41 protein-coding genes and 2 tRNA genes are annotated in these 26,256 nt (G+C 57.9%); 18 read left to right on the forward strand and 25 right to left on the reverse strand.

The window, feature by feature from the left end; all coding sequences use genetic code 11:
• Positions 1–26 precede the first annotated feature (26 nt).
• From C9F12_RS14340 to C9F12_RS14365, 6 genes are all read right to left on the reverse strand, one after another.
• Positions 27–602: an ACP phosphodiesterase gene (locus C9F12_RS14340; protein ID WP_108449305.1), complete on the reverse strand. Its 576-nt coding sequence runs from the start codon at positions 600–602 to the stop codon at positions 27–29.
• Between the two features lie 10 nt (positions 603–612).
• Positions 613–966, reverse strand: coding sequence for a TusE/DsrC/DsvC family sulfur relay protein (locus C9F12_RS14345; RefSeq protein ID WP_108449306.1), 354 nt, complete (start codon positions 964–966; stop codon positions 613–615).
• 9 nt (positions 967–975) lie between these two features.
• Entirely contained in the window at positions 976–1,266 is a 291-nt protein-coding gene (gene tusB, locus C9F12_RS14350) for a sulfurtransferase complex subunit TusB (protein ID WP_108449307.1), read from the reverse strand.
• A gap of 112 nt (positions 1,267–1,378) precedes the next feature.
• Complete coding sequence (locus C9F12_RS14355) at positions 1,379–1,759, reverse strand: DsrE family protein (RefSeq protein WP_108449308.1); 381 nt, start codon at positions 1,757–1,759, stop codon at positions 1,379–1,381.
• 81 nt (positions 1,760–1,840) lie between these two features.
• Complete coding sequence (gene tusD / locus C9F12_RS14360) at positions 1,841–2,233, reverse strand: sulfurtransferase complex subunit TusD (RefSeq protein ID WP_045991750.1); 393 nt, start codon at positions 2,231–2,233, stop codon at positions 1,841–1,843.
• Positions 2,234–2,354: 121 nt separating this feature from the next.
• On the reverse strand, positions 2,355–3,026 hold the full coding sequence (locus C9F12_RS14365) for a Bax inhibitor-1/YccA family protein (protein WP_045991749.1): 672 nt from the start codon (positions 3,024–3,026) through the stop codon (positions 2,355–2,357).
• 319 nt (positions 3,027–3,345) lie between these two features.
• Here C9F12_RS14365 and C9F12_RS14370 point away from each other — a divergent pair.
• A tRNA-Ser gene (locus tag C9F12_RS14370) sits at positions 3,346–3,435 on the forward strand.
• Positions 3,436–3,457: 22 nt separating this feature from the next.
• Here the strand turns inward: C9F12_RS14370 and C9F12_RS14375 are convergent.
• Entirely contained in the window at positions 3,458–4,444 is a 987-nt protein-coding gene (locus tag C9F12_RS14375) for a site-specific integrase (RefSeq protein ID WP_108449309.1), read from the reverse strand.
• 38 nt (positions 4,445–4,482) lie between these two features.
• Positions 4,483–4,800: a helix-turn-helix domain-containing protein gene (locus C9F12_RS14380; protein WP_108449310.1), complete on the reverse strand. Its 318-nt coding sequence runs from the start codon at positions 4,798–4,800 to the stop codon at positions 4,483–4,485.
• Positions 4,801–5,183: 383 nt separating this feature from the next.
• On the opposite strand from C9F12_RS14380, the gene C9F12_RS14385 reads away from it, so the two are divergent.
• On the forward strand, positions 5,184–6,887 hold the full coding sequence (locus tag C9F12_RS14385; protein WP_108449311.1) for an AAA family ATPase: 1,704 nt from the start codon (positions 5,184–5,186) through the stop codon (positions 6,885–6,887).
• 40 nt (positions 6,888–6,927) lie between these two features.
• On the opposite strand, the gene C9F12_RS14390 is transcribed toward C9F12_RS14385, so the two are convergent.
• The 17 genes from C9F12_RS14390 to C9F12_RS14460 all read right to left on the reverse strand — a co-directional run bounded on the left by C9F12_RS14390 (position 6,928) and on the right by C9F12_RS14460 (position 16,971).
• Positions 6,928–7,776, reverse strand: a complete 849-nt coding sequence (locus tag C9F12_RS14390; protein WP_108449312.1) for a DNA adenine methylase — start codon at positions 7,774–7,776, stop codon at positions 6,928–6,930.
• A gap of 176 nt (positions 7,777–7,952) precedes the next feature.
• Positions 7,953–8,348 carry a hypothetical protein gene (locus C9F12_RS14395; protein WP_108449313.1) on the reverse strand — a complete coding sequence of 132 codons (396 nt, stop codon included), beginning with the start codon at positions 8,346–8,348 and terminating at the stop codon, positions 7,953–7,955.
• Positions 8,349–8,546: 198 nt separating this feature from the next.
• Positions 8,547–9,377 (reverse strand): TAXI family TRAP transporter solute-binding subunit, encoded by an 831-nt coding sequence (locus C9F12_RS14400; RefSeq protein ID WP_162816487.1) that lies wholly within the window; start codon positions 9,375–9,377, stop codon positions 8,547–8,549.
• A gap of 148 nt (positions 9,378–9,525) precedes the next feature.
• Entirely contained in the window at positions 9,526–10,449 is a 924-nt protein-coding gene (locus C9F12_RS14405; protein ID WP_108449315.1) for a recombination-associated protein RdgC, read from the reverse strand.
• Complete coding sequence (locus C9F12_RS23055) at positions 10,439–10,573, reverse strand: hypothetical protein (protein ID WP_261392224.1); 135 nt, start codon at positions 10,571–10,573, stop codon at positions 10,439–10,441. The genes C9F12_RS14405 and C9F12_RS23055 overlap by 11 nt, the downstream gene beginning before the upstream one ends.
• A gap of 62 nt (positions 10,574–10,635) precedes the next feature.
• Positions 10,636–11,193, reverse strand: coding sequence for a single-stranded DNA-binding protein (locus C9F12_RS14410; protein ID WP_108449316.1), 558 nt, complete (start codon positions 11,191–11,193; stop codon positions 10,636–10,638).
• Positions 11,194–11,226: 33 nt separating this feature from the next.
• Complete coding sequence (locus C9F12_RS14415) at positions 11,227–11,955, reverse strand: hypothetical protein (protein WP_108449317.1); 729 nt, start codon at positions 11,953–11,955, stop codon at positions 11,227–11,229.
• 17 nt (positions 11,956–11,972) lie between these two features.
• Positions 11,973–12,806 carry a hypothetical protein gene (locus C9F12_RS14420; protein ID WP_108449318.1) on the reverse strand — a complete coding sequence of 278 codons (834 nt, stop codon included), beginning with the start codon at positions 12,804–12,806 and terminating at the stop codon, positions 11,973–11,975.
• Positions 12,799–13,617 (reverse strand): hypothetical protein, encoded by an 819-nt coding sequence (locus C9F12_RS14425; RefSeq protein WP_108449319.1) that lies wholly within the window; start codon positions 13,615–13,617, stop codon positions 12,799–12,801. The genes C9F12_RS14420 and C9F12_RS14425 overlap by 8 nt, the downstream gene beginning before the upstream one ends.
• A gap of 79 nt (positions 13,618–13,696) precedes the next feature.
• A complete protein-coding gene (locus C9F12_RS14430) occupies positions 13,697–13,933 on the reverse strand; it encodes a hypothetical protein (RefSeq protein WP_108449320.1) in 237 nt (78 codons plus the stop codon).
• Between the two features lie 9 nt (positions 13,934–13,942).
• Positions 13,943–14,095 (reverse strand): hypothetical protein, encoded by a 153-nt coding sequence (locus tag C9F12_RS22600; RefSeq protein ID WP_162816488.1) that lies wholly within the window; start codon positions 14,093–14,095, stop codon positions 13,943–13,945.
• A complete protein-coding gene (locus C9F12_RS14435) occupies positions 14,083–14,301 on the reverse strand; it encodes a hypothetical protein (protein WP_162816489.1) in 219 nt (72 codons plus the stop codon). The genes C9F12_RS22600 and C9F12_RS14435 overlap by 13 nt, the downstream gene beginning before the upstream one ends.
• Positions 14,298–14,546 carry a hypothetical protein gene (locus C9F12_RS14440; protein ID WP_108449322.1) on the reverse strand — a complete coding sequence of 83 codons (249 nt, stop codon included), beginning with the start codon at positions 14,544–14,546 and terminating at the stop codon, positions 14,298–14,300. Before C9F12_RS14440 ends, C9F12_RS14435 begins: the two co-directional genes overlap by 4 nt.
• Entirely contained in the window at positions 14,543–14,743 is a 201-nt protein-coding gene (locus tag C9F12_RS14445; protein WP_108449323.1) for a hypothetical protein, read from the reverse strand. Before C9F12_RS14445 ends, C9F12_RS14440 begins: the two co-directional genes overlap by 4 nt.
• 502 nt (positions 14,744–15,245) lie before the next feature.
• Positions 15,246–15,515 (reverse strand): hypothetical protein, encoded by a 270-nt coding sequence (locus tag C9F12_RS14455; RefSeq protein WP_162816490.1) that lies wholly within the window; start codon positions 15,513–15,515, stop codon positions 15,246–15,248.
• A gap of 138 nt (positions 15,516–15,653) precedes the next feature.
• Positions 15,654–15,778: transfer RNA gene (locus C9F12_RS22605), tRNA-OTHER, on the reverse strand.
• A 347-nt stretch (positions 15,779–16,125) separates the two neighbouring features.
• Complete coding sequence (locus C9F12_RS14460; RefSeq protein WP_205254700.1) at positions 16,126–16,971, reverse strand: LexA family transcriptional regulator; 846 nt, start codon at positions 16,969–16,971, stop codon at positions 16,126–16,128.
• Here C9F12_RS14460 and C9F12_RS14465 point away from each other — a divergent pair.
• From C9F12_RS14465 to C9F12_RS14550, 16 genes are all read left to right on the forward strand, one after another.
• The gene (locus C9F12_RS14465; protein WP_108449326.1) at positions 16,970–17,170 is read left to right on the forward strand and encodes a Cro/CI family transcriptional regulator; all 201 of its coding nucleotides are present in this window, start codon (positions 16,970–16,972) and stop codon (positions 17,168–17,170) included. The genes C9F12_RS14460 and C9F12_RS14465 overlap by 2 nt on opposite strands.
• 64 nt (positions 17,171–17,234) lie before the next feature.
• Complete coding sequence (locus tag C9F12_RS14470) at positions 17,235–17,561, forward strand: hypothetical protein (protein ID WP_108449327.1); 327 nt, start codon at positions 17,235–17,237, stop codon at positions 17,559–17,561.
• 330 nt (positions 17,562–17,891) lie between these two features.
• On the forward strand, positions 17,892–18,920 hold the full coding sequence (locus C9F12_RS14480; RefSeq protein ID WP_108449329.1) for a replication protein: 1,029 nt from the start codon (positions 17,892–17,894) through the stop codon (positions 18,918–18,920).
• Positions 18,920–19,603, forward strand: a complete 684-nt coding sequence (locus tag C9F12_RS14485) for a DUF6475 domain-containing protein (RefSeq protein ID WP_108449330.1) — start codon at positions 18,920–18,922, stop codon at positions 19,601–19,603. The genes C9F12_RS14480 and C9F12_RS14485 overlap by 1 nt, the downstream gene beginning before the upstream one ends.
• 2 nt (positions 19,604–19,605) lie before the next feature.
• A complete protein-coding gene (locus C9F12_RS14490; RefSeq protein WP_162816491.1) occupies positions 19,606–20,064 on the forward strand; it encodes a hypothetical protein in 459 nt (152 codons plus the stop codon).
• Entirely contained in the window at positions 20,061–20,399 is a 339-nt protein-coding gene (locus tag C9F12_RS14495) for a hypothetical protein (protein ID WP_108449332.1), read from the forward strand. Before C9F12_RS14490 ends, C9F12_RS14495 begins: the two co-directional genes overlap by 4 nt.
• Positions 20,396–20,596, forward strand: a complete 201-nt coding sequence (locus tag C9F12_RS14500) for a hypothetical protein (protein WP_108449333.1) — start codon at positions 20,396–20,398, stop codon at positions 20,594–20,596. Before C9F12_RS14495 ends, C9F12_RS14500 begins: the two co-directional genes overlap by 4 nt.
• Positions 20,580–20,864 (forward strand): hypothetical protein, encoded by a 285-nt coding sequence (locus C9F12_RS14505; RefSeq protein WP_108449334.1) that lies wholly within the window; start codon positions 20,580–20,582, stop codon positions 20,862–20,864. The genes C9F12_RS14500 and C9F12_RS14505 overlap by 17 nt, the downstream gene beginning before the upstream one ends.
• A complete protein-coding gene (locus tag C9F12_RS14510; RefSeq protein WP_108449335.1) occupies positions 20,864–21,373 on the forward strand; it encodes a hypothetical protein in 510 nt (169 codons plus the stop codon). The genes C9F12_RS14505 and C9F12_RS14510 overlap by 1 nt, the downstream gene beginning before the upstream one ends.
• Complete coding sequence (locus C9F12_RS14515) at positions 21,370–21,669, forward strand: hypothetical protein (protein WP_108449336.1); 300 nt, start codon at positions 21,370–21,372, stop codon at positions 21,667–21,669. The genes C9F12_RS14510 and C9F12_RS14515 overlap by 4 nt, the downstream gene beginning before the upstream one ends.
• Positions 21,670–21,716: 47 nt before the next feature.
• A complete protein-coding gene (locus C9F12_RS14520) occupies positions 21,717–22,085 on the forward strand; it encodes a hypothetical protein (protein WP_108449337.1) in 369 nt (122 codons plus the stop codon).
• 61 nt (positions 22,086–22,146) lie between these two features.
• Positions 22,147–22,800 (forward strand): metallophosphoesterase, encoded by a 654-nt coding sequence (locus C9F12_RS14525; protein ID WP_108449338.1) that lies wholly within the window; start codon positions 22,147–22,149, stop codon positions 22,798–22,800.
• A 1,214-nt stretch (positions 22,801–24,014) separates the two neighbouring features.
• Entirely contained in the window at positions 24,015–24,926 is a 912-nt protein-coding gene (locus C9F12_RS14535) for a Kiwa anti-phage protein KwaB-like domain-containing protein (protein WP_108449340.1), read from the forward strand.
• A gap of 168 nt (positions 24,927–25,094) precedes the next feature.
• A complete protein-coding gene (locus C9F12_RS14540; protein ID WP_162816492.1) occupies positions 25,095–25,289 on the forward strand; it encodes a hypothetical protein in 195 nt (64 codons plus the stop codon).
• A 113-nt stretch (positions 25,290–25,402) separates the two neighbouring features.
• On the forward strand, positions 25,403–25,954 hold the full coding sequence (locus C9F12_RS14545; RefSeq protein ID WP_108449342.1) for a glycoside hydrolase family 104 protein: 552 nt from the start codon (positions 25,403–25,405) through the stop codon (positions 25,952–25,954).
• Positions 25,951–26,247 (forward strand): hypothetical protein, encoded by a 297-nt coding sequence (locus C9F12_RS14550; RefSeq protein WP_108449343.1) that lies wholly within the window; start codon positions 25,951–25,953, stop codon positions 26,245–26,247. Before C9F12_RS14545 ends, C9F12_RS14550 begins: the two co-directional genes overlap by 4 nt.
• Positions 26,248–26,256 lie beyond the last annotated feature (9 nt).

The following is a 26,256-nucleotide window of genomic DNA, read 5'->3' on the forward strand; positions in this document are numbered from 1 at the left end:
AAAGTCGACGAGCGAAGGTTAGAGCCCTAGGAACCCGAGGTCTCGAGTTCCGCGCGGGTATCGCGCCACAGGGTCGCGAAGTCGTCGTCCAGTTGACGATAGTCATCGCGCAGATGCGGCACCAGTTCGGCCAGTCGGTTGGGCCCGGACAGGCGTGAGCCAATGCCGGCGATGGCACGGCAGGTGAAGGCGAGGCTGGCGTAGCGACGCAGCCAGTCCTCACGCACCAGTACCGGCACCATGGTGGCCAGCCGCTGCGGTGCGCCGTGGTACTCGAACAGTCGATAGCATCGCTCGATCACGACCTCGCGCTCGTGTGGGTCGCTGGTAGCCAGATCCCGAGCGAGAAAGTGGTCCCACATCAGATCCAGGGCAATACCGGCCACACGACGACTCGCCGCAGGTGCCCGACGTCGAGCGGCAAGTACCGAGGGATGACGATCGACGAAGGCGTCCACCCGCCGGTGATGCTGTATGCCTGCTGCGACGCCTTCGGGCCACTGGCCGAGATCGCGCCCCTTGACGCCGTCGGCGATCAGGTTGCCGAGCAGAAAGTCGTCGTCACCGGCACGGGCGAGCCAGGCGTGGGCGAGAAAGTTCAACGCCGCACGTCTACAGGCAGTTGGTTGGTTTGGGCAGGCCCGCCAAACGGGCGCCCAGCTTGGGGGGGCTGCCGGGGAACAGCTTCATCAGGTACAGCGAGCTCCCCTTGTCCTTGCCCAGCGCCTGGCCCACCGCCTTGACCAGCGGGCGCATGGCCGGAGCCTGCTCGAAGCGCGCATAGAAGTCTCGCAGGACGTCGATCACCTGCCAGTGTTCGTCGCCGAGGGTGATGCCCTCTTCCGCCGCCAGCGCCTCGGCGACGGCGGGACTCCAGTCATCGAGATTGATCAGATAGCCTTCCGGGTCCAGGGGGACGGAGGCCTGGCCGAGTTCCAGGGTTCGTGCAGTTTCAGTGCTTGCCATCGTGTTACCTCAGTACCAGCTGACCACTTTATCGGCCTCTTCGGTGAGCCTGACAAAACCGTCCACGTCGACGACTTCGATGCCGGTGGCACAGTGTTCGCTCAAGCCGCGCGCCTCGAGATCTTCGGCCAGCGCCAGTAGACGACCGGGCAGAGACGACCACAGCGCCTGCTGGGCCGGCAGAGCGCCAAGCACGGCGTCTTCGATCAATAACAGCTTGTCGTCTTCTGCCAACGCCCGTAGCGCCTGCCGATAGACCGTCGACTCCAGCGGTGAACGATTGAGGGTGTGCAGTATCATCCCGATTCCTGGTAGTGGTCGTGGGTGAGTCCAGTGGCTGACGTCGATGGGTAAAACCTGGCGGGAGCGAGCCCCGACAGAGACGCGGTCTGGAGTCGTCTGTGACGCCGATTCAGAAGGTCAGCACCAATGCGTGCTCCGCCATCAGGGCGGCAATGGCGTCACCCTCGATGACAATGGCATCCGGCGTCAGCGTCTCGGGCGCCACGCCCAACTCGGCAAGTCCTGCCCCATCCACGAACAGCCGGTCGATGTCGTACATCTCGAGCATGGCCAGCGTCGGCTGGGTGCCCTTCTGCCCCAGCGGGCCGGCGCCCTGCCCCGGCACCAGTGCCGCCACGCCACTGGCCAGGAACAACAGGGATACCCGGCGTCCGAAGGCGGCGGCCACCAGCGCCGTGTCGAGACCTTCTTTCAGGTAGCTGGTGCCATGGGGGCCATGACGAAGAATCACCAGCAGATCCCCCGAATCGTCGTTGGGTTCCTCAATCATCGACCTTTCACTCTTCTCGGTTCAGCGTTGCCCTGCTCGGGACCCATTGCCTGGCGGCAGTCGGCAGCAGCTCGGTGTTGTTCAGGCACCAAAGGTTACCAGCCTGTCACACTCGAGGCCCAGGTCCACCAGCTGGCCGAGGCCGGTCAGCTCGAACGGCGCCTGGACGCTGTGGCCTTGCTTGCCGTGCCTGGCCGCCTCGTCGGCGTCGACGATGCCTCGGCGCAGTGCGGCGGCGATGCACACCTCGAGACGCACGCCATGCTCCTGGTTCAGCGTGGTCCAGCCGTCGACCAGATGAGGCTCGTCCTGGGGCGGCGATGCCAGGCGCGCGGCGTTGTGAACGCCATCGCGATAGAAGAAGACGGCCTCCAGGTGGTGACCGCGGGCGATCACCGCACGGGCGAAGCGCAGCGCGCTGTGTGCGGCCTGATGGCTGTAGGGGGCACCCAGCAGCAGGATGGCATAACGCATGGTATTCCCTTGGCTCCCGCCAACGTCGGGAGTTGAACAAAGCGGGTCATCAAAAACACGTCGGCCCCGCCAAGGCGGGGCCGACAGTGTACGACAGTTGTGCCAGAACGTCTTGCGACGATCAGTCCTGGCTTACCACGCCCAGCAGCGACAGCAGGCTGATGAACAGGTTGTAGATCGACACATAGAGAGTGATGGTGGCGAGGATGTAGTTGGTCTCGCCGGCACGGTGCACGATCTCGCTGGTCTGGTACAGGATCGCCGCGGAGGAGAACAGCACGAAGCCAGCCGATACCATCAGCGACAGCGACGGAATGTTGAAGATCAACGCCGCCACCATGGCCAGGATCAGCACGATGGCGCCAGCCATCATGAAGTTCGCCAGGAAGCTGAAGTCCTTGCGAGTGATCAACGCCACCGCTGACAGACCAAAGAAGGTCAGGCCGGTCATGCCCAGTGCGGTCATGATCAGCTCGGGACCGTTGGACAGCGTCAGATAGGCGCTCAGGATCGGGCCGAGGGTGAAGCCCATGAAGCCAGTGAAGGCAAAGGTCGCCAGCAGGCCGAGGGCCGAGTTGGCGGTCTTGTGGACCAGGAACATCAGGCCGTAGGCGCCGATGAAGAACACCAGAATGTTCATCTGCTGTACACCGAGGGCCACGGCGGCCCCTGCGGTGATGGCAGAGAACAGTAGTGTCATCGCCAGCAAGCCGTAGGTGTTGCGCAGAACCTTGTTCGTCGCAGCGACCTGCGTCTGGGTCTGACGATTCACCTGTGACTCTTGATAAGCCATGTATCCAGAGCTCCCTGTTGGTTGACATGCATTCGACACAGCATGCCCCCAGCAAGTTCCCGACGCAAGCCGCCTGGCGACGGGGTTTCAACGCCATTCAAGCGATCAGACTGGCCCATGGGCCCGCCATGGGCGGCGCGAACACTGTTTCCTATCGGCGACAAAAAATTGCTTAGCTGCACAATTTTTGCGCAGTCACCCTATTGCAACAGCTCCCTTGAAGGCATCAGGGAGGGGTGTCGCTCTATCGCGTAAGACATTGATCGCACACAAGTGTTGACGTGGGGAGAAAAGCTGGTAAAGTACACCGCCGTGAGCCGGAGGGATGGCAGAGCGGTTGAATGCACCGGTCTTGAAAACCGGCAAGGGTTAACGCCCTTCCAGGGTTCGAATCCCTGTCCCTCCGCCACTTTACCTTTCTATTCAAGAGCTTACGCTCTTCTCCTTCTCCCGATCATCGACTCGATATTATTCATCGGTCTGTCGTTGTGACCAGATTGTGACCAGCCTTCACCCGACAGGGTGGTGACCGCGCTCCTCGCCCTATGCGGAGCAAGGTGGGCGTACTTCTCCGTCATCACGACGGTGGAATGCCCGAGCACCTCCTTGACGTCTGCCAGCGGCACCCCTTCGGATACCATCCAGCTCGCGCAAGTGTGGCGCATGTCGTGGATCCTGAAGTTCTCGATGCCAGCCTTGTTGCAGGCCGATCGGAATCCGCCCCACGGCGCAGTCCAGCGCTCCCCATTGCGCTTCGCGAATACCCAGGGGCTGTCGGGACAGTAGGTCGCCACCGACTCGGCTCGGCGCCGGAGCGCCTGTATCGCGACATCGTTCAAGGGAACAGTCCGCCTCGCGGCAGTCTTGTTGTCTTCCGGCTCCAGGCGAATCATCCGCCCCTGCCAGTCGACGCGGCGCCAGGTCAGTTTGAGCAGTTCATTCATCCGGCACCCGGTATGCAGCGCCAAGGTGATGAAACTGGCCACCCGCTCGCCATCCTTCAGGGTTTCGGCGCACTCGATCAGCCTGGCCGCCTCGGCCTTTGTGATCCAACGCACCACGCCCTTCGGTTCTTTCAGGGATCGACCCTTCACAGGGTTGGGTAGTTGCCACTCGAGCTGGACGACAGCGTGGTTGATCATCGCGCTCAGAACATCGAGCTCTCGATTGATCGTTGCCGGTGCCACAGTCTTCCCTGTCTTGGGATCCGGCTGCCGCCGCCAGCTGATGAAGTCTCGGACATCCTGCCCCGACAGGTTATCCATCGACCTCTCGGCACCGAAGAAGTCATAGAGCTTGGCGACACGCCGCTGCATGTCGCCGAAGCTTCTGGCGTCCTGGTTGGCCGTCAGATACTCGACGGCCACCTGGGCGAAGGTTCGCTCCGGGGCCTCGCCCCAGGCGTCCTGGCGAAACATCTCCGCCTTCCACTTCCCCTCGAGTGCCTTGGCTTCCTTCAGGTCCGCCGTGCCAGTAGACCTTCTAACTGGCTGACCGCCTCCCGGCGGTCTGAGATGGACCCACCAGTACGGTGACCCCTTCCTTTTGTGAGGCATGAGTTCCTCCTGCCGGAGCTCACGCCGAGCGCCTCTTGATCATCGGCAGGCTCGGCCTTTACGTCAAATTTCTCCCGGATCTCGCGCATTCGAACCATCTTCCTCCCCCGGACGGGGACCGGGGTCAGTTCGTGGTCGTCGAGCATCCGGTAAACAGTGCGAAGACTGACACCCAGCAGCTGCGCAGCCTTCTTGGCGCTTACCAAGATTGTATCCATATGTCTTCCTATGGTTGCTTTCCTGTCTTTGCCTGCCTCATATGCTCTCGATCACATACAGTTGTGTGCACACTCATCCTCTATCGCTCTCCTCTCCTCTCACTCGTTTGCCAATGTTCGTTCACACTGCGGCGCCCTTTTGGCTTGCGCTCATAGCAAAAAAGTGGTGTTGTGTGTCCAGATCGTCATACCTAGGAAACTCATCCATTGGCAAGATCTAGAAAAAATAATAGTTAACATCCTACTCAAGCACTCAATAATCAAACCCACTCTTCAACAAGCAAAATATTAAATAATGTGGTAGAAATTAAATAGATCTAACTAAAAAATTATAATATTTTATAGCTTACATCCTTATATCGAAATTCAAGGGAACTGGTTTAATGGCACTAAAGAAAGAAAATGTCACCCGATTAAAAAGCTTCCACATAAATATATTTCGGGGGTTAAGCGACATCGATATTGATTTTGCTGATCGCATTACACTGATATGCGGGAAGAACGGAACGTCAAAATCGACAATTCTGGGAATAGCAGCCCAGATTTTTAGTTTTTCTAAGGATTACTCTAAGTCGCCTGTCGAGGTTCTAGATTATAAGAACTTAAACGACAGAGCTTTCAAGTCTGCTTTCAAAGAACATTTCAGATTTTCTAGTGAGTACGATAAACCAGGTAATATGGATATCGACATCACAGTTCATGATGGGGCGTTTAGAAGAGAGATAAATGGACTTAAGCTTGGCCTTACTGACTCCAGCGACAGAAGCAAAGCTCGGCCTGTTTTAAGAAAGAATATTCCGGCTGCGCATGGCTCAGGCAATACAAGTAGAAACGTTACTCATCCGGTTATTTATCTTAGCCTTTCAAGACTTATACCGATTAGCCAAAGAGTCGAATATTCAAAGCGAAATATCGACTACCTAAACTCAAACGATGGCTTGTTTAAGGAGCTTTGCAGCGACATCTTGAATAAAGGCGATATTGTTAAAGCCACAGCAACCGACGGTGACTTAAGATCAGCGGTAGCCCACGGAAACGACTACGACCAGGACTCAGTATCAGTAGGAGAAGATAACGTTGGGCAACTAGTATTAGCGTTGCTGTCATTCAAACAGCTCAGCGAGAATTATCCCAACTACCATGGTGGGCTGCTACTAATCGATGAGGCAGATGCTGGATTATTTCCAGCAGCACAGAAGAATTTGATTAGAATCTTATCTGAGTTCTCTAAAACACTTTCACTTCAGGTGGTAATGACGTCGCACTCGCCAACCATGATAGATGCAGTAAAATATTATTCAGATAGAGATCAAAAAAATTTCAAAACAATTTACCTAACAAATGCGTATGGAAAAGTAGCTGCTAAGCCAAACTGGGGATGGGATTTTATTCTTGCTGACATGGAAAGCAGAGCGCTTTCTTCACATAATAGTAAGTCAAGGAAAAAAATAAATGTCTATTTCGAAGATCGTGAAGCATCAGATTTTTTTGACAAACTCGTAAGAAAGCGAGATGTGAGATCACATTTGTCGTTGAAAAAAACCGTAAAGCTTAGCAGCGAAGCCTATCGAGCTTTTATAAAGGAAAAGGTCGAGGAATTTTCGAAAAACAGTATCGTTGTTTTTGACGGCGATGTCCCCAATGTCGCGAAATATAAAAACTGCTTGTCACTGCCTGGTGGCTACCCTCCCGACCAGCTCGTATTCAAAGTACTAATGGAGCTGCCTAAAGATGATGACTATTGGAAGAATGAACTATTGTTCACTAAAGATGCTTTTACACAGATTGCAAGAAAGCTCATCCGAAGATTGAATATAGCTTTTGACGAAGACAACAATGAGATAGATTTAGCCAGCAAGATAGAGTCATGCAAAACAGGGAGGCCGATTAGGGAAGATTTCAAAGAACTGTATAAAACTGATACTATTCAAGCTCTGTTAAAAAAACAGAGCACTAACCCGTTTTGTCTTTGGATATCCAGAAACCCTGCTGACGTAAGTATGTTTAATGAAGAGCTCACTAAGACTCTTAAGAAAGTTTACTTAGATGTCCACAAGAGATTAACTACTGACCTAAATAATCTCTAACATAATTTTCAAAGCCGGCCTCGTAATAAAAGTTACGAGGCTAGCGCTTCAAATACAAATCTTTTTCTATCCTTATGTTGTCATAAAAGCAGACCTCTTTCCCTACGGGTCTTTTAATATGGGTTGAATAATACAGAGAGAATTCAAAAGAATTAGCCCAGTCGTATATGCTCGTGATTTCACAGCAATTGTCATAGGTTACAATCCAAGGTGATCTTATGTTCTTGACAACATCCGCCACCTTTACATGATCTGAATGCGTGTAGGAGTTCCTATATAGCTGCCCTCCTTTTTTGTAATATGGTGGGTCTAGATATATAAGCACATCATTTCTTGTTGCCAGCCGTTCAACAAAGTCTAATGCATCAAGGTTGCTAATTTTTATAGACTGCTTTCTTTCTGCAATATTCATTACTCTCGTCACCAAACCCTCAGGGTTGTAACGTGCATCTAATTTATAGTTTCCAGCTTGATTCTGCCCCCCGATCACGCCACCTCTGATAATTCCAGAACGATTAGTCCTGTTAAGAAAAAATGCAGCGAAACCTAGCGACGTTTTATCTTCTATATCTTCTCGCAGTAGTATTTTTTTCTGTTTTTTCCACTCGTCGATAGTGACAGGTGTTCGTAGAATCAAATCTACAAATCTTTCTGTATCATTAATCACAGACCACCAAAAAGCATAGATCACAGGATCAACGTCATTTATCTCTACTTTATCTATGTGCCCATGTATTAACAAATACATTGCAGCGCCAGCGCCTCCCGCATAGGGCTCAGCGTAGGTGCCGGCACTTAAACCGTTACTATGAATTATTTCGGATAGCCATGCGCCGAGCCGGCCTTTGCCACCAGGATAGCGCAAAGGTGTAACGAACGAATTTGCCATAGGTACTCCATAATTTGGCGTGGATTCTACCGCGAGAATGGAATGAGGGACAGTGCCCTTGCCTCTGCTCAGCTATGATTCAGCGCCGTCACGTCGCCAAATGCCATCACGAGATGTCTTGGGCCATCACCTTGCAACGCGCCACCTTCACCAGGGCCCTGCTTATGGCATCGTCCTCAGTACTTCTTGCCGCCCTCGGCTACGCGATTGGCAAGCTTGTGATCCTCTCGCTGGGCGTTGTACTCCAGCTTCTCGACCATGGCCTCGACGACGTCCATCCCGGCGCGGCCGGCGAGATCGAAGATGCGTATCACTGCATCTGCCAGCTCGACTTCGACCATTTCACGGTGAGGCAGCTTGTCGTCCGCCAGGCCCTTGCGATGACCTTCCATTGCCTCGCTGATCTCGGAGTGAATCAGGCACAGCTTCTGGGCAAAACGCTCAGGCGTGAGATCCAGAGGCTCGAGGGTCTCGGGGTTGTGCCACCAACCAGCGCGAAGCGATTGGATGTGGCAGAGTGAGGCCAGGCGCTTAGCGCCTCGCGTGTCGTTATGGGTTAGCGTGTCGGCCATACCGTCTCCTTGATGTCTAGTGGTGCCCCAGGCGCTTCGCGCGACGACGAGCAGCGCACTTCATGGCGCGGCGTTGGTGACGCTTCACGCTGCCGTATCTGGGTTTCGGGTGCGCCTGGTGGCGAGGGATAGAAAAGCCGCCCCATAGGGCGGCTGTGGTCGAGAGCATTCTCGAGATGGACAACAGCATCCGCACCGCTACTTCCCCTGAATGCGGTTGCTGTTCATCATCACTGCGGTGGCCACGTCCTCCAGCACTGTGCTGCTGGCAGTCTCGCGGGCGATCACCAGAACCGACGTGCAGGGAACCTCGACCTCGGTGTCGCTGAAGGTGCCCTCTTTGACCACCACGTCGCGGAACTCGTAGACCTGCTCGCCATTCGACAGCTCCTCGTTGAGCGAGTAGTCATCGACATCGATCAGCTTCATGCCTGATCCATCAGCCAGTGCCGCGCGCAGGTACTTGTGATCGAGGTTCTCCGGGCTGGTTACCCAGAGAAACGCATCCAACTGTCCGCCTTTTACCTGAGACATCGCCAGGACGCCGCCCCGGAAATAGGTCGAGGTCTCCTGGTAGTCGTCTTCCAGCTGCTGCAGGTACTGCCAGGACACCGCCGATCCGCTGCCCTGGTCGCCCACGGCGATCTTCACGCCTTCCTCCAGGTCATCCTCATCGTCGATGCCGGAGTGCTCGCCAGCGGCGATATAGACGCATTCGCTTCCAAGGCTTCCGATGATCTGCACGTTGGCGCCGGCGTTGCGATCAGACCAGAAAGCCACCGCGTCGGCCTGGGCGAAGCCGAGCTGGGCATCGCCGGAGGCAACGCGCTCGATGTTCTCGATACTGCCGGCCGACTCCTGCAGGGTGACGTCATGGCCGCGCTCGCCCAGGATCTGCCCCAGGTTGTTGCCCAGCACGTTGTGGTAGCTGCCGCCGACATACCCGGTGGTGATGGTGATGTCGTCGGCCAGCGCCGGCACAGAGGACAGGGCGGCGGAGATGGCGATGATCATGTGGTGCTTTGTCACGGTTATGCGTTCCTTTTTCGCTTGCGGAGGATGTACCCGGCGACAACGGCGAGGCCGATGATGGCGGGGACCACTACGGCCAGGCTCTTGGCCGCAGAGACGGTGACGGCTCCCAGGAGGAAGCCGCAGAAGAGGTAGATCATTCGCATCACGATGCCTTGTCAGGACTGGTCGTCCCGCCCATCCAGTCCACCAGGCGATCGACAGCGTGCTGCAGCGTCTGGGTCATCAGGATGGCGTCGGCTTCAAAGCGCGCCGCCTCGGAGTCGTCTTCCAGTTCCTGGCGATCATCCTCGATCAACTGGTCGTCGAACCGGATGGACTTCAGATGGAGGTCGGACTCGATCACGAACGACACCTGGCCGTCGATGGCTACTGCCAGGCGACTCACTTGCCGGCCGGCATCCAGGTGCTGCTGGATCTCGTCGGTGTCCAGGTCCAGGTAGCGGCAGCGGATGACGCCGTCGTCGCCCTTGGCCTTGAGCTCGACCTGGTCGCCGATCACCATGTCTTCCGCCCGACTTCCGGGATCGCTGAGCCAGGTCGTCATAGCCCGCATCGGAAGGGTCTGCGTGGCAAGCGGCGTGACCTTCAGGCTGCCCAGGGTCTCGCGCAGCAGGTCCAGCACCTGCTCGGCAGAGGACCGGCTCGTGGCATTGATGCCGACCACGCCTCGCTGGATGTCCCACCAGAGGTCGATGCGCGCGGTCTTGATGAAGGCCCTCGGTAGCAGCTCCTCGTAGACCTGCTCCTTGATGGCGATGCGTTCCTGGCGACGAAGCTTGCGTGCCTCGCTGCTCTCGAGCTCCTCGACCCGGCTCTCGACCTCTTCTCGCACGACGGAGGCCGGCAGGATCCGCTCCTGGCGCAGGGCTGACAGGATGATGTGGCCAGGAGGTCGGACACAGAATAGGCTGGTGCCGCGTCCAGCCGGCGGCGTCCATCCAATGCGGCGGGCCTCGGATCCGCCCAGGGGACGAATGACTTGGGAGGAGACGGCCTCTTCCAGGGCTTCCGTGTCGGCCGGCGGCTCGCAGTGGGCTTTGTATAGGCACAGGGACTTAAACAGCATCTTCGGCTTCCTTCTGTTGGTAGGTTTCGAGCTGGTCGAGCAGCGCCTGCTTTTCTTCCTCGAGCTGCTCAATGCGTTCGATCAGTTGCTCGTGGAACGCATCGCGATCGTTGGCGTCTGCCATGGTCATGTCCTCAAACAAAAACGCGCCCGAATTGGGCGCGCTGTCGTGCTGCTGTCGTCTGGCTAGAAGGGGATCTCGTCGTCGAAGTCGTCAAAGCTCCCTGGATCCGGCGCACCAAACTGACCCGCCCGGTTGGCCGGTGCCTCGTTGCGCTGCGCCGTGTCCGGTCGGCCATCAGGGCCTGTCATCGGGCGGCCCTGCTGCTGCCCGCCTTGCTGCTGATATGCGCCCTGCTGACGCTGCTGGCCACCCTGCTGAGGGTATCCGCCGCCTTGCTGCCCCGGAGGTCCGTCAAGCAGCTGGATGTCGCGACCGATGACCTCAGTGACGTAGCGGTCCTGGCCGTTCTGATCCTGCCACTTGCGCGTCTGCAGTCGTCCCTCGATGTAGATTTTCGAGCCCTTGCGGGCGTACTGCTGGACGATCTCAGCCGGCTGATTGAACAGGATCACTCGATGCCATTCGGTCTTCTCTTGCTTCTGGCCGGATTGCCTGTCCTTCCAGACCTCGCTGGTGGCCACGCTCAGATTGGCCACAGGCGAGCCGCTCTGGGTGTACCGAACCTCGGGATCCTGCCCGAGGTTGCCGATAAGGATTACCTTGTTGACGCCGCGTGCCATTGCACTCTCCTTCTCTCGTTTTCTTTCTGCCGGCTACGACGGCAGTCCTTCATGCTCAACGTCGACTGGCTCTATGCCGTCGATAACAAGCAGGGGGTCGACCTCCCGAAGCAGGCCGCGAAGCACTTGCGCCTGCCCCTCCTCGTCATTCCTGATCGAGTCGAAGTTGCTGTGGTCGGTCATCTTCACTGTCATGCGCGCCATGATCCCTGCCAGGCTGTCCGCATCGATGTGATACCCCCGTCCCAGGAACTTGCGCATCCTCAGCATCGAGCCCCCGGCATCTTCGTGACGATTCGGCGAGGTGTAAGTCAGGCGGCGTGACGCCAGGTCCGCATAGAACCGGTCGGACACCAGCGAATCCCAATAGCCACCGGCATCCGAACCCTCGCAGGGAACCCAGTAGACGACGGCCTGGCAGACCGTGAAGTCGAAGGACTTCATGAGCATCGCCGGGTCGTCAAAGTTCCACCGTGTGATGAACTGGACGGTGGTCCGAGGCGGGGCGACGTGGGTAATGGCGTTTTTCGTCTCCAGCACCCGGGCCTGCTTGTTGCGGCTGTGGTACAGCTCGGTTGCCGCCAGCTTGAGCCGATCCACGGTAGGGCCGAGAAGGTCGATATCGTTCGGCGGAAGGCCAGCCACGATCTCCCGGATGAATCCGCCGCCCAGCATCAGGCCGTGCCGCTTCATCAGTTCGATCACGTCCTTCGGAAGGCGAAGCATAACGCGGTGGAGGTCTTGCTCTATCAGTTTGCTCATGGCGTTTCTCGCCTCCCTTAGTTGAGCCAGGCTTTGATGTGGCGGACCTTGCCGCTGGTGATGGCGTCAAGAACGGCGACCGCCTCGGTGTACCCCAGGCCGGCGGCCGCGAGATCCTCGAGGGCCTCGTCATACGGCATTGCTTCGATCTGCTCGGCAGGCGCCGGCTCGAGGGTCGGCTCAGCGACAGGCTTAGGCGCTGCTGCTGGCTCAGGCTGAGCCGCAACCTGGGCGCGCAGCCTCTCGAGCTCCTCACGCTCGCGGCGCAGCTCCTCGCGCTCTGCGGACAGCATCTCGTCCTTCAGCACTGTGCTGTGCATCTCGCGCAGCCGGTGGATGACGCGGGCTTTCTCGTCCTCGGCTTCCTTCGTGATATCGAAGTAGTTCGAGATGTCGATCTCCTCGGCCATGCCGACCAGGCCGGCGATGCCGTCAGAATCCAGACCCTCGGCGGTGTCCAGCAGCGCGGTGACCTCCTTGTTCAGGCGGTCGCGCAGCTTGGCGATGCGCTCTTCCTTCTCGCGCTCCTTGCGCTCGTCGACCTCTTTCTTGGCATCACGGAAAGGCTTCTCGATGGTCTCGACTTCCTTTACCAGGGAGCTTGAAAAGTCGTTCACCTGTTTGACGAAGTCTCGGTGAGGTTTGGTGATAGCCAGGCGCGCCTTGTCAGTGCCGGTGCGCAGGGAGGTCAGTTCGCCGATCGCTTTCTTGCCCTCCTCGTATCCCTCCTTGGTGTCGAAGTCGGGCACGACGGCGTAGGTCTCGCGCAGCTCCGCCAGCTTGGCGTCGATATCGGAGAGCTTGGTGATGTCCCCCGCCTGGGGGACAGAGATGGCTTTGAGTTCAGACATTTTCCTGCTCCTCTACTTGTTCGGAATGTTGGTCCTGCTGGGCTTCCTGGCGCTGGCGATCGAGTCGATCGAACCCTTCCTGGGCGGCATCTCTCAGCTGCTGGGCAGCCCTGCCGTGTTCCACCCTGGCCAGCGACGCCTTGTCTGGAAGCCGCGCCAGTGCCTGATCCAGTGCAAGCTTGATGCTGCGCTTGTAGGGGATCTTGTTGCGGAGCATCTCGCGGTGGCGGTTGACCCAGTCCGTAAACTCATCGCGGTACTTCTGGATCTCGGCCTCGGCGTCATCCGCCCTGCTGATGCTCTCCTCGGTGCGGCGCGCCTGGACGTATGTGTTGTCGTCAAACAGGCCGGTGAAGACGTCAGCGGCGAAGCCCAGTAGGGACAGGCATTTCTTCATGGCGTCGGAGAGGCTCTTCTTCGGGGCCTCGTTATCGGTCATGAAGGTTCCCTTGGAGGTCTTGTAGACGTACCGAGTGTGGCCAAACTGCGAGACCTGGCCCTTCTCGCCGCCCCACTTGTACCAAAGGGACAGCTTGATGGTGTGTGTCAGCTCGTGGCCGATGATGGACTCGCCCTTGGGGCTGAAGATCGGGGCGCCCTCGTCGATGCGCTCGTCCTCGATCTCGTAGCCCCAGCCAATCCCCATGGGGCCGAACTGAGCGGTCGCCAGGTGGATGAGGTGCATGGTGTCGATCGAGGTGATCTTCTGGCCATTGATGTTGGCGTTTTTGGTGGCGGAGGGAGGTGTCGTCTTGACCCTCTCCCAGAGCGCCAGGTGTGCGCTTTGCTGATTTTCAGTCTGCTCTGACATGGTGTACTCTCCATGCGTGGATAGTTGTGTGGTGCTTCTGTCCTCGGCCCCAGATCGATGCCCGTCGCCTGGGGTCTTTTCATTTCTGCTCGCGATTCCTGATGAACCCCTCGACGTCTCCGGTGTGCGTCCTTCCCTGGTAGCGAAAGCGCCTCCTGCTCGGCCAGTAATCGAGCCGGCTTCCATTGAGTTCTCGAGACCAGTGGTACTCGGTGTGCTGCGTCCACCCGGAAGGGTCGGCGTTCTCCAGGTTCCTCTCCCGTCGAATCCGGTGGTGTTCCCGGTGGTCGCGGAAGTACTCTCCCATGTCGCCCATGCCGACCTCCTAGTCGATGCCGTTGCGCGCGGAGCTGGAGCTGTGGATCATGCTGCGCATCGCGTCATAGCCGTGCTGGTGGCTATATTCGGTGTCGATGCCCTTGGCGCTGCAGCCAGCGAGAACGGCGGCCGTCGCCAGGATGATGATCAGGTGTCGCATTGCTTCGTCTCCTCGTTCCATTGCTTGGCGGCGGCGCTGATCAGCGGGTGCCTCAAGCAATCGATGATGGTGTAGGCGAGCTCGTCGCTCTTGTGCTTGATGAGCCAGTCAACGAACTCCCTGGCAGCTCCCTCGTCGTCAGCCATCAGGTGGTCTATCGGCTCTGCGGGGCCCTTGGTGCTGGGCCATTTGACCGGGGCGTTCACGCTGCCACCCCGACGCGCTCGGCCAGCCACTTCCGAACCTCCTGTTCAAGCAGCTCTATCTCAGCGGCCGGCTTCTGGAACCAGCGAACCTTGTTGTCATTGCGATGATCCATCACGGAGAGCTCGACATTGATCGTTCCTGGGCGCCCCTCGAATCGCCGGTGGCGGATGACGCAAACCGAGGTGTAAAGGTCGAGCTCATTGCTGATGCGTTCAGCAAGATCGTTTAGGTTGTCGAGATTCATGGGTCGTTCCTCTTGTCGCCCTGCTCTTCCTCCAGTTCGTTCAGCTCGTCGGAGATATCGATGAACTCTCGAACAACGATCATGGCTAGCGCTAGGATGAGGACGGACAGGATCAGGAAGGTGAAGCAGACCACCATGGCCGCTTCGCGCTGGGTGTGGTCGACCGGCAGCCAGTCGACGAGAAAGAACAGATTCACCGGGCCCTCCAGATTTGCAGGAGGGGCTCCTTCTGGTTGTTCCACCGGGCGTGGAATTCGGCACACCTAGCCTGGTTGACCGGATCCTTCGGCTCTGCCGCTCGGCATCCAATGACCGGCCTGGCCGGGGATGAAATGATTTTTCCGCGAGCCCTGTTCTGGGCCCGCAGCTCAGCCTGTACCAGCTTGCTTGCGCGGTGCATGAGACCTCCTCACGGGGTAGATGTCTGTTGGGGTGGAGAGCCGCGCGGCAGCTGCCTTGGCGGCCCTCCTACTGGTGTGAAGTCCGAGATCAACTCGGGGAACCACGGGCCGCCCTTCAGGCGTCTCGCGGATGATGTATCGAGTAGCCATGCGATCTCCCAAAAAAAGAGCCCGGCAGGGGGGGCCGGGCGAATACGCAGGGAATTGCAGGGAACGATGCAGGACGCATCGGGAAGTGCTCTGCAGCTTCTTGCTGAGCCCTTTCCGATGCCGCCTGTTGAGGCCCAGGCGGCAGGCCTTATGTCTTGTCTTCAATCAGCTCGGCGGCCGACTCGAAGACCAGCTCGGCAATTCGAGCACCGAGACCAGCAGCCTCGTCATGCCGGCCGTTGTGATACGCGGCGCAGATCCGGCAGACAAGATCCTCGTCGCCCACCTTCTCACCGCACAAATCCCAGACATGGCTGGCATCCGTATTCCGGTCGATGTCTCCGGTAGCAATCAGCCTGGCCATTTCGACAACCCTGGGGTCGTCGTCGAGGTCGGCCACCGGGTCGGTCATGGTCATGCCCATCTCAATCCCCTCCCCTGGTTATTCATTGATGCGATGGCCGGATGCCTCCAGCGGCACGGGGACTTTTGGCCTATCCCGTGGTGTCACCAGCACTTCCGACTTAGCTAGTCGGCGCTTGCACCGCATCGAAGATGGCTCTACCTGGACTTGAACCAGGACAACGCGTGCACTCGCCCCAGGATGCACCAAAGGAGCTACCCTGGTGCCTTGCCTGGCTCCTGCCCAAAGCAGGCGGCCTACCGTTGGCCCATAGAGCCATCTTCGATGCCCACCAGATGACGCCCTGGTGGGCCGGCGTTATTCGAAAGCGATTTCTCGCGGCAGGCGTTATCTCTCCACTGGGCCTGCATTGGATACCCGTGTCCGGCTGTCGCGGCTCATCACCGCTACGGCGTTCCTCGGGGCTGTATTGTTAAAGAGCGTGGCCAGGTGGCCTGTGGTGGGCTGCTGCCCTGTCCATGCTTTAAAATTAGCAGCACTCATTTTTATGGTCAACAGTCCTGCTAATGTTTTTGCGCAAGGACTGCTCATTTTGTGCCAACCTGCTGATGTTTAGGCAATAAAAAACCCGCCACTTGGGCGGGTTGAACTGGATGAATTCGCGCTAGAGGTCTTGCATGGCCTTTTTCACAACGCCAACCAGGGTGCAGTTGCCGTTGATCTCGATAATTGGGTAGGCCGGATTCAAAGGCTTGAGGTAGCGGCGCCCGCCATCTTCTACCAGGCGCTTGAATGTTGCCTCTTGGCTATCTGTCAGCTTGGCCACAACCAGATCGCCAGGGCGAGCATCTAAAGAGGTGTCCACCAATATCCACGACCCTTCTGGGACGCTAGTGCCGACAGCTGCTGTCATTGAATCGCCTCGAACTTTAAGCCAGAAGGCCCCGCCGTCCGGCGCGTGGTAGGTCGTCTCCATGTACTCTTCCGCGCATCCCGGTTCAAACGGCTCGACTGCCTCAGCCCAGCTCCCAGCTACTACCCAGCTAACCACAGGGTACCGGTAGATTTGGGGCGGGGCCTGCACCTCTTCGACGTTTTGCTGACTCGGCGACGGCATGAATTTGCCCAGACGAGGGCTCACAGCAGACGGCTCAAAATCGAGTGCGCGCGACAGCTTCAGCAGAGCGTCAAGGTTGAGAGCGATCTTGCCGTTCAGGTACTGGCTTACTGCGCTCTGCCCGCCCCAGTTACAGCGAGCGGCTACCTCGTCCTGAGTCAGCTTGTCACCTCGCGCCTTCGCTTCAGCCTTCCGCTGGTTATAGACCTCCTTCAGACGCTTGGCTTCATCAAGCTGCTCAGGGGTCAGTGGGGAACGATTTGATGAGTTCATACCTGCGTATTTAGAAGTAGCGCTAATGGATTCGCAAACACCTGAGCTTATTTTTTGTTGCTCATAAAAATGAGCGCTGCTACTATTCATGGCATAGCTTTTTAGGCAGGTAGCCAACATGAATGAGATCCCGCTGGCTGAGTTCCTGAACGACCGCACCCAAGAGCAAGCGGCTCGTCAGATCGGCGTCACCCAGAGCCGTATTTCTCAAATGATCCGCTCTAGTTCTGACGTGTATGTCGTGGTTGCCAAGGATGGCTCTGTCGTCTCCGCCTTCGAAAAGCGGCTGATCGGACAGCGGAGCCGGTGCGTCGCCTAACCAATCCCATCCGCCTGCCTGCGAAGGCCGCGACATCTCTGGTTCAGAAGAAGGAACTGTATCCATGCTTTCACACCTCAGTGATCGTCGCTGTAAGCCCGAAGGCGAACATCTTCAGCATCTCGTCAAGCCTCGCTTCACCGATGACGAGTTTGAGCTAATCCAGGCAGAGGCCGCTATGCGCCACGGGGGCCGGCTAGCCCCGCTGGTGCATGAGGCAACGATGCTCGGGCTCGACGTTATGCGTCAGCGTCGCGAAGCCCTCCTCGCCAGGCTGGCCAACGGAGAGGCACCCCCGCCGGAAGAACTGCAGGAGCTCGAATGCCTCCTGGCCGAGATGGCCGAACGTCAGCTCTCTTCCAACAGTATTAATCAATCTCAGTCGGCCTGATAGGGCCAAGGAGTCCGCGATGATCAGTCGCGATTCACTGACGCGGGTGTTTGCACGCATGTCGCCCGAGTCTCAGGAGGCCGCCCAGGCTGAAGCAGCTGCCCGGCGCATGAGCGTAGAGGATGTAGTGCTTGAGGCTTGCTTAAACGACGTTCAAGGGCAGCTGTACGCCCTTCGGCGTCGGGTGCCTGAGCTCATGGTGATGGAGGGTGGCCGCGCGTAAATCCGGCCATCGATTTACGAGGCCCCAGTAGGCCTAAGACCAGACGCAAAAAAGCCCGGAAGGCGACCAAACCAATCCCGGGCTTTTCCAACAAGGCAAGGTGCATTATGACCGATACAGCAGAGATTATCCAGTTCCCCGACCGTCGTGATGACGGCCAATCGCCAGGCCCTGATAGGGCTGGCAGGAGTCCGCAAGTGGAGGATGGGTTTGTTCGCATCGCCAACGAGCTGCATCAGGCGCTTGCCCGGTCGAGAATGACGGGAAATGAGCGTGCCGTCGTTGATGCCGTCATTCGCCTGACCTACGGGTATCAGAAGAAAGAAGCTCGGATCACTGGGAAAACGTTTGCCAAATGGACAGGCCTGGACAGCAGTGACTGCGGGTCTATCGTTGCCGAGCTCGTTCGTCGACACATCTTGGTTAGGGCCGGCAGTCGCTCTCCGATCAGCCTGAACAAAGACTACAGCCAGTGGGAGAAGCCCCGGGGGGCGCAGCGTCGAGTCAAGAGGAAGGATATCGAGTCGGGTGAGAACCGCCCTACTCGGGAATCCGAGGAAGAAACGCCCCAGTCGGGTGATAACCGCCCCACTCAGTCGGGTGATAACCGCCCGACATATAAAGACAGTAAAGACATACCCCCTCTCCCTTCGGTCGAGGGGGAAGGAACGTCGGACGAAACCAACCTGAATTCCGATCCGGTCGGACCGCAGCCGGAGACGACTCACCAGAAGCCAAAAACTCAGCCGAGCAGGCTCGACCTGAGCAATCTGCCCGCCGAGGTATCTGTCGAGGCAGTCCAGGGGTTCATCGAGCACCGCAAGGCGCTCAAGAAACCGCTGACCCAGCGCGCACTGAACCTGAACGTCGACGAAGCCATCCGCGCCGCCGAAAACATCCCCGGGCTGACGGCTGATCAAGCGCTGGACGAGGCTGTGCTCGCTGGCTGGCAGGGCGTCAAGGCTGACTGGCTGGCTCGCCGGCTCAGCACCCAGCAACGCCCTGGGAGCGAGATGAATCAAGCCGAGCGGCTTCACGCCGCCAACCAGCAGGCCATCCGTGAAGCCGTAGCACGCCGACAGGCCAGTCCCGGAGACGTGGGCGACCTGCTCGACGCCGAGGGAGGGTATTGGTGATGACTGAACACGACTTTGAGGCCTTCGCCGAGGTGTGGAGCCAGGCGCAGGAGATCTACAACCGCAGCGTCACACCGGGAACCATCGAACTGGTGTTCCGCGCCCTCGAGCAACTCGATCTGAGTGAGATCCGGCGGGCCCTGACACTGCACATCCAGAGCCCGGACACTGGCCAATTCCCGCCGAAGCCTGGCGATGTGATCAAGTTCGCTCGGGGTGATAGCCAGAGCCGAACCTTGCAGGCCTGGGCCAAAGTCGAGCGAGCTATTCGGAGCGTTGGCCACTACCGCGATGTGTGCTTCGACGATCCGCTGATCCATGCCGCCATCGAGCGCATAGGAGGCTGGACCAAGGTGGCCATGATCGAAAGCGAGAAGGACATGGTGTGGCTCCGACAGCGCTTTGAGGCGCAGTACCGTGCCTATGCCGTGCACCGCCCAGACTCCTGGCCCGCGTTCCTGGCCGGCGCTGCTACCCAGCAGAACACACTGATCGGCCAGCACACTCGGGGCAGCCTGCCAGGGAAAGACATCGCCGTCATCGGTGACCAGCAGCGTGCCTTGCGAGTCATGGAGGGCGGCCGCCAGGGAGTGGCTAACGGTACGGCGGTACAGAGGATTACCACCGACAGCCTGGCTGGCGTCATCGAGCACATGAAGAGCAAAGACCAGGGGGCGGCATAGGCATGGGAACTTCAGTGGGACGGCAGTTGCCAGGCGCGGGCCATCGAGAATCGTTCTGGTCTCGCGAGGCGCTCGACTTCCTCGCCAAGCGCTACGGCAAGGAGGGATGGCCGGTCTCCCGGATCCGCAAGGAGCTGCCGGGGCCGCCCAAGACAGACCGTGCCATCCGTTCGAAAGCCGCTTACCTGGGCATCACCAAGGGCCGAAAGGCGGGCCGCCAGGCCCACCGCCAGCACATGATCGACGACATCATCGACATGATGCTGCTGGACAGCACGCAGCGTGAGATCGCCGAAGAGCTCTCCAGGCAGTACGAGACCAGGGTCCATCCGGACTGGGTTTCAAGAGTCATGCGCAAGGAGATCAACCCGTCGTCGTACTTCGCCTGGCGTCAGCGCCAGATGGATCGCAACTCACGATGCATGAAGCGCACGCTGTTTCTCAAAAAGGTTGCCCAATGAAAATCACCGACTTCGAGCGTGGGGACCGCTCACCCGTGGAGTTCTTCCCTGGTCTGACTCGCGCGAAAAAGACTCCCGTCAAGCGAAAGCCGAGCCGTGCCAACGAGCACCGCCTGCGGTCGACGCTGCCCATCGAGAAGTGTCCCGAGGGCGAGATCGAGACTCGTCGCCGCCTGGCTCGCAAGGCCTACAGCAAGGCCGGCACCCGCCATGGCATGGCTGACATCCTGAAAGTTTCCAAGAGCACCATCGACCGGTGGCTGTCCACCGAGCATGTCATCGCCGACGACTACCTCGAGATCGTGGCCGCCCTAGCCGAGGGAGGTGACGCATGAGTCTGCGCAGAGGGTACGGCATTGCCTACTGCGCCCAGGGAACCCACTGGGTGGCCGAGAGCCAGATGACGGCATACGAGGGTGGTCACACGGTGCGCCTGAAAGTGTGCCGTGGGTGCCAGATTGGCAAGGTGCCGCGCACCAGTCGCCAGATCCAGGACATCTTGAGGAGGGTTGCCCGTGAGCAGTGTGCGTGAGGCCTACCAGGCCATGGCCGCCAAGGCCGGTCTTCGTGACCACGAGAGCAAAATCCTGGCCGCCCTGCGCTGGTTCGGCCCGATGACTCGGCACCGGATCAGCGAGATCACCGGCATCAAACTCGCCAGCGTGTACTGCCGGTGCTGGGAGCTGTCCCGCGTCGGCCAGCTACGCCTGGTGGGGCGTGAACTCCTGGGCAAGGGGCGTAGTCGCGGCATCGTCGAGGGCGCCCCGGACATGGTCGACCTGATGGAGGGCAAAGCCTGATGGCAGCCAAGGCAAAGCGACAGCCGGTCTACCTGACCGTCAAGAAACTGATCGACCCCGCCACCGGCGAGACCGTTGCCGCCATGGTGCCGGCGTCCGCCGCCGACAGGTCGATCCTCCGAGAGCGCAAGATCCGCGTAGGCCAGCAGCTGCGTAGCGATCTTACCAAGCCCAGGAATGACGGATTCCACCGTCTGGTGCATGCCCTGGGCACGCTGGTGCGCGAGAACATCGACGGCTACCGCGACTGCACCGCCCACGAGGCGATCAAGCAGCTCCAGATGAACAGCGGCCACGGCTGCGACGAGACGCGCACCCCGGTGCCTGGCATGGGAGAGCTCGTGAGCCGCCAGCCGAAGTCGATCGCTTACGACTGCATGGATCAGGCCGAGTTCTATCAGCTCGCCCGCAACCTCTGCCGGTACATCGCCGAGACCTACTGGCCGCAATGCACGCCGGAGCAGGTCGAGCGGATGGTGGACCTGATGCCCCAGGAGGAGACCGCATGATGCTCCGCCCTCGCCTGCAGCCCTTTCGCTCTGCGGACTGGCTGGCAGCCGTCCACACCATCGATAACTGTGTGCGCTGCGGCGCACACGGTATCCAGGCCGCCCACCGCAATCAGGGCAAGGGCACCAGCATGAAGGCCAGCGACTGCCTCGTTGCCGCGCTCTGCCCGGCCTGCCACCACGCCATCGACAACGGTAAGCACATGACGCTCGCCGAACGTCGCGAAGAGATGGACACGGCCATCCTGGCCACCATCGAAGAGCTCGCCATCAACGGGAGGATCCGAGCGCTATGACTTGCAACGAGATACAAGGCTCACGGCGAGTTTGAGGAGGTCGCCCAGTGTTGACCCTGTTCATCCCCTTCATGGGGCCCAGCACCAACGACATCTACGCCGGCAAGCACTGGCGCCACCGCAAGGCCGACAAAGACTCGGCCAGGCTCTACGTTGCCAATGCTGTCCAGCACGCCGGCCTGGGCGTCCTCCAAGAGCGGGTGAGCCTGATCTTCCGCCCTCAGCACGACAAGCTCTCCTCGATCCGTGACACCGGGAACTATTCCTACACCGCCAAGTTGATCGAAGACGGCCTGGTGTGTGCCGGCGTCCTGGAGGACGACAAGCCGAAATTCGTCGCGGACTTCTGCATCAAGCCAGCCATCCACCAGCCAGGCGGCCCCAATGGCGTCACGGTGGAGATCGTGCCGGCATGAGTGACAAGCACAACGACAAGCCCCGGGACTCCCGGTACGTGAACAAGCCGAGGAAGCAGTGATGACGCCCCAGTACAACGTGACCCACAAAGCGAACACCAGCGGCCGCGACTTCTTCGTTGGCGACATCCATGGCCAGTGGGAGCTCCTGCAGGACCAGCTCGACCAGGTGGCCTTCGACAAGAACATCGATCGCCTGTTCTCAGTGGGGGATCTGATCGACCGGGGCTCTGAGTCAAAGAACTGCCTCAGCCTGGTGTTCGAGCCCTGGTTCCACGCGGTGCTGGGCAACCACGAGATGATGGCGGCGTCTGCGCTGATCGAGGGGCGAGGCCAGGATCTCTGGTTCGCGAACGGCGGGAACTGGATGTACGACCACAACGCCTTCGAGCTCCGCCTGCTGATGGAGTCCGCCCTCGAGCATCTGCCCGTCAAGCGCACCATCGAGACCCTCTACGGCAAGACGATCGGCCTGGTGCATGCCGAGCCTGGGGATCACTGGAGCGACGAGGACATCGACAAGGCGGTGTGGTCCCGCACCAGGGTGACCGAGATGTCGGATCAGAAGGTCGGCGGTATCGACTACGTCGTCGTTGGCCATACGCCCGTGGACCTGCCTGCCATGCTCGGGAACGTCATCTACATCGATACCGGAGCATATGCCACCGGCAGCCTGACCATCGTCGAGGCAAGGGAAGTCATTGGCATCGTCTGACGATCAAAAAACGAGACAAATTGCAACACTTTCGGAGCGCCACATGAGATACGCCACCGCCAGGCAGATGGTGTTTGACGCATACCGCACGAGCCGTGACTCAATTATGTCCGCAGCCATTGAGCGTGCCAGGATGGGAGCGGAGATTCAGGAGACTGCCCGAGATCAGAGCTGGCGGATTGTCCATGGCCTGGAAGCTGGAGCGGTGATCAGTGCGGTTGAATCACTGCCGCCGCATCTGGCGGCCCTTGCCCGATATTGCTTTGGCCCGTTTACGCGTCAAGAGCTGAATGGAGACCGTGAGACGGTTGAGTTAGCCCTGTACCGGAAGCTCATGTCCGATGGCGTTCGATTTCCTGGTCAAGGCAAGGGTAGGCCTACCGCAAAGCATCTTGAGACGCTTCGGCATCTCTGCGCGGCGGCCCTCTACCACCACAGTGAGACAACCTGGCCATACCGCCGCGCCGGCCTGCCAACGCCGCGATCGATACGGGCTTGGCTGAAAGAAGAGAAAGGGGAAAGCCTCGATGTGAGATTTTGGACTAGAGATGATAGGGTTACTTGGAGAGCGGTATGGGTTGTGGCACTCTTTGAACTTGATCAATGGGAGTCTCACGCGCTTTTCCCGATAAGCAGGCTGGCGCTAAAAGCTGCGTAGTGAAAGAGGACTGACCAATGGTTAGAAAGCCAAGAGAGCCTTTTCTTTTTCTTCGATTTTCGATGGCAGTTAGCAGTTTGTCGCCGCTATTTATATTAATAATGGCCAAAGGGTCAGAGCTAATCTCCGATTTATGGCTGATAACTTCATGCTTACTAGTCATAGCCATTTCAACATCACTTGTTTTTCGTAGAATGGAGGTGGCTAAGAGAAACCAAGACTCTTCACCTCTAAATATATGCAAAATTGAGGATAGCAGGGATCATTTGCTTGTATACCTATTCGCAGTCTTGGTTCCTCTTTTTCAATCAGATCTGGACTCGCCGCGTAGCGTTTTGCTCTTTTCTTTAGTTTTCATGCTAGTGATATTTTTATTCATACATCTAAGGCTGTATTACGCCAACATATTTTTTGCAATGGCTGGATACAAAGTTTATACGGTAACGACAAAGGAGGGAGAAAGGGTCGCACTATTAAGCAGAAAAGAAACTTTGAATAGTGGTACAACATATCCAATAAGAGTAAGCAATTTTTTCTTCTTAGACGCGGGGTAAAAATGAACCTAGACCTTAACAGCATGAGAAACATCACGTTTTCCATCAAAACAGAAGATTATGACACTGATGGAAAAAAAGTAGAAGAGTTATACAAGGTATCTACTGACAAGGACGTAAAAAGGCTTTTAAGAGAATGCCTTCAGGCGACGCTAACCGAGTTCCCAGACCCTATCGACTCAACATTAGAGTTCGAGATTTCAGAAAAATACGGAGAAAAAGACAGGTTCAAAGTCAACGTTTCCGAGTACCCTCTCGTCGGAGCAATATTTGATGAAACCCCAAAAGACAACATCTTTCTAGCAGACATACCCAAGGAAAAAATACAGTATTACAGGGTTGATTTTACAGACACACACGGAAACCAAGCGTCCTGTATTAGAAGAGCCTCCTACTTCAAGTCTCTACTGAAAAACAAAAACAGAATCGTAAGATTTATTGATGATTCGATTGAGGTTGTCAATGATGAATTTTTCAAACTAGACAACGACTTCGATTTTATTTGCATTAATGGTGTTGCCTACATCCTACGCCCTCGTGTATTTGAGTCGATGGTTCTGCCTGATGAAGAAGTTACCAGAAAAGCACTTGAGAAAATTTCAAGTTTAAGCGATTCGCTAGCATTCGTAAACTTCGACACTATTTACGATGTCGTGACAAAGTACAAGAGAGCAGCAAGGCTGGTTTTCGCTGTTTCTCAACGTGAGGATATACACGATATCGAGAAGTCTAAAATCATATACTATGCAGGCAGTTCTAACATTGAAATAGAAGTTGACGACGATGAAGTCATCAGACCTAAGGAAGGGTTTGAAGTTGACTTTTTAGAAATGTTGGATAGGAGAATCTACAATGTTGAATTTATAGATGGGGAGACGGAATCATATAAGGCGTATAGCAGAAAGAGGCGTTAACGCTCTTGCCATCTGCATCAGTTTCCCCTAGGCTATATTCAGCATCGAGAACTGCGCCCCGGCTCATGAGCCGGGGCGTCTTCGTAAGGCCGTGCTACCAGGTAACGATTATCTTGAATGGCGTGCCGGCGCATCCATTCCAACAGTTAATGATCTGATGGAGACATGGTGAAAAAGGTTATTGCTCTGGCAAGCAAGGTCGATGGCCAATTCCCACGCTCTGCCTACGTCGAGGATGATCCCAAAGTTTGCGACAAGATGTCCTTTTTTGGTGAGCCAATGATCATCAGAGAGGTAATAAACACACCCTATATTGCTGAGTACGATTTCATCGTGTCGCTTTCCCGGCGTCATGAGTCGTGACCTGATGAAGCTATCTTTCCAAGGCCCTGCCGGATAAAACCGCCGGAGCTTTACCTTGACCGGGACACCCGGCGTTCCTCTTCTCTCACGCCGTGATGGCGCTGGAGGTTACCATGCCCCGCATTTCCCCCGACCAGGCGGGCGGACTAAACGTCTGCGCCTTCCTAGATATGCTGGCCGTGTCCGAGATAGGCGATTCCATGCTCGCCATGTCTGACGACGGCTATGACGTCCTGGTCGGATCCCTGCCAAGCCGGATGTCCCTGTTCGATGACTACAGCACGCACCCGCTGCCGCGTGGTCACGCCGTGGAGTACCGCCCAGGCCTCTGGTCGACCGCAGCCGGTCGCTACCAGATCCTCTCCCGTTACTGGCCCCACTACCGCGACCAGCTCGGCCTGCCCGACTTCGGGCCCGAGAGCCAGGACCGCTATGCCATCCAGCAGATCAAAGAGCAGCGCGCCCTGCCGCTCGTCCAGGCTGGTGAGTTCACCCAGGCGGTAGACCGCTGCCGCAATATCTGGGCGTCTCTCCCTGGTGCCGGCTATGGCCAGCACGAGAACTCGATGGAGAAGCTGGCCCGGGCCTACGTCGAGGTCGGCGGCACCTTCGCCCACGACGACGCCACCTGGTACGACCGCGTGGTCAAGGAGTCGGCTGTATGAGCGAGGTTCTGGCAGAGGTTCTCGGTGGTGCGCACATCCCGCTGGGGGCCTACATCGTCTATCGGTGCGTCACGGCGCTGCGATCAATGAAGGACGCCAGCGCCAGGTTCGCTGTCGAATTGGTGCTGGGTATCTGCGCTGCGCTGATCGCGCTGCGACTGACCGACTACACCATGCCCCTCGAGGGCGATACGAGGTTCGCCGTGTGGCGGGCCCTGGTCTCGCTGACCATGCTCTCGTTCCTCCCCCTCATCAACGCTCTGGCGAGGTCAGATCGGCGATCTGCGAGCTGAGAGGTGCGC

It is taken from the genome of Halomonas sp. BN3-1, from assembly GCF_003056325.1.
Taxonomy (GTDB): Bacteria; Pseudomonadota; Gammaproteobacteria; order Pseudomonadales; family Halomonadaceae; genus Halomonas; species Halomonas litopenaei.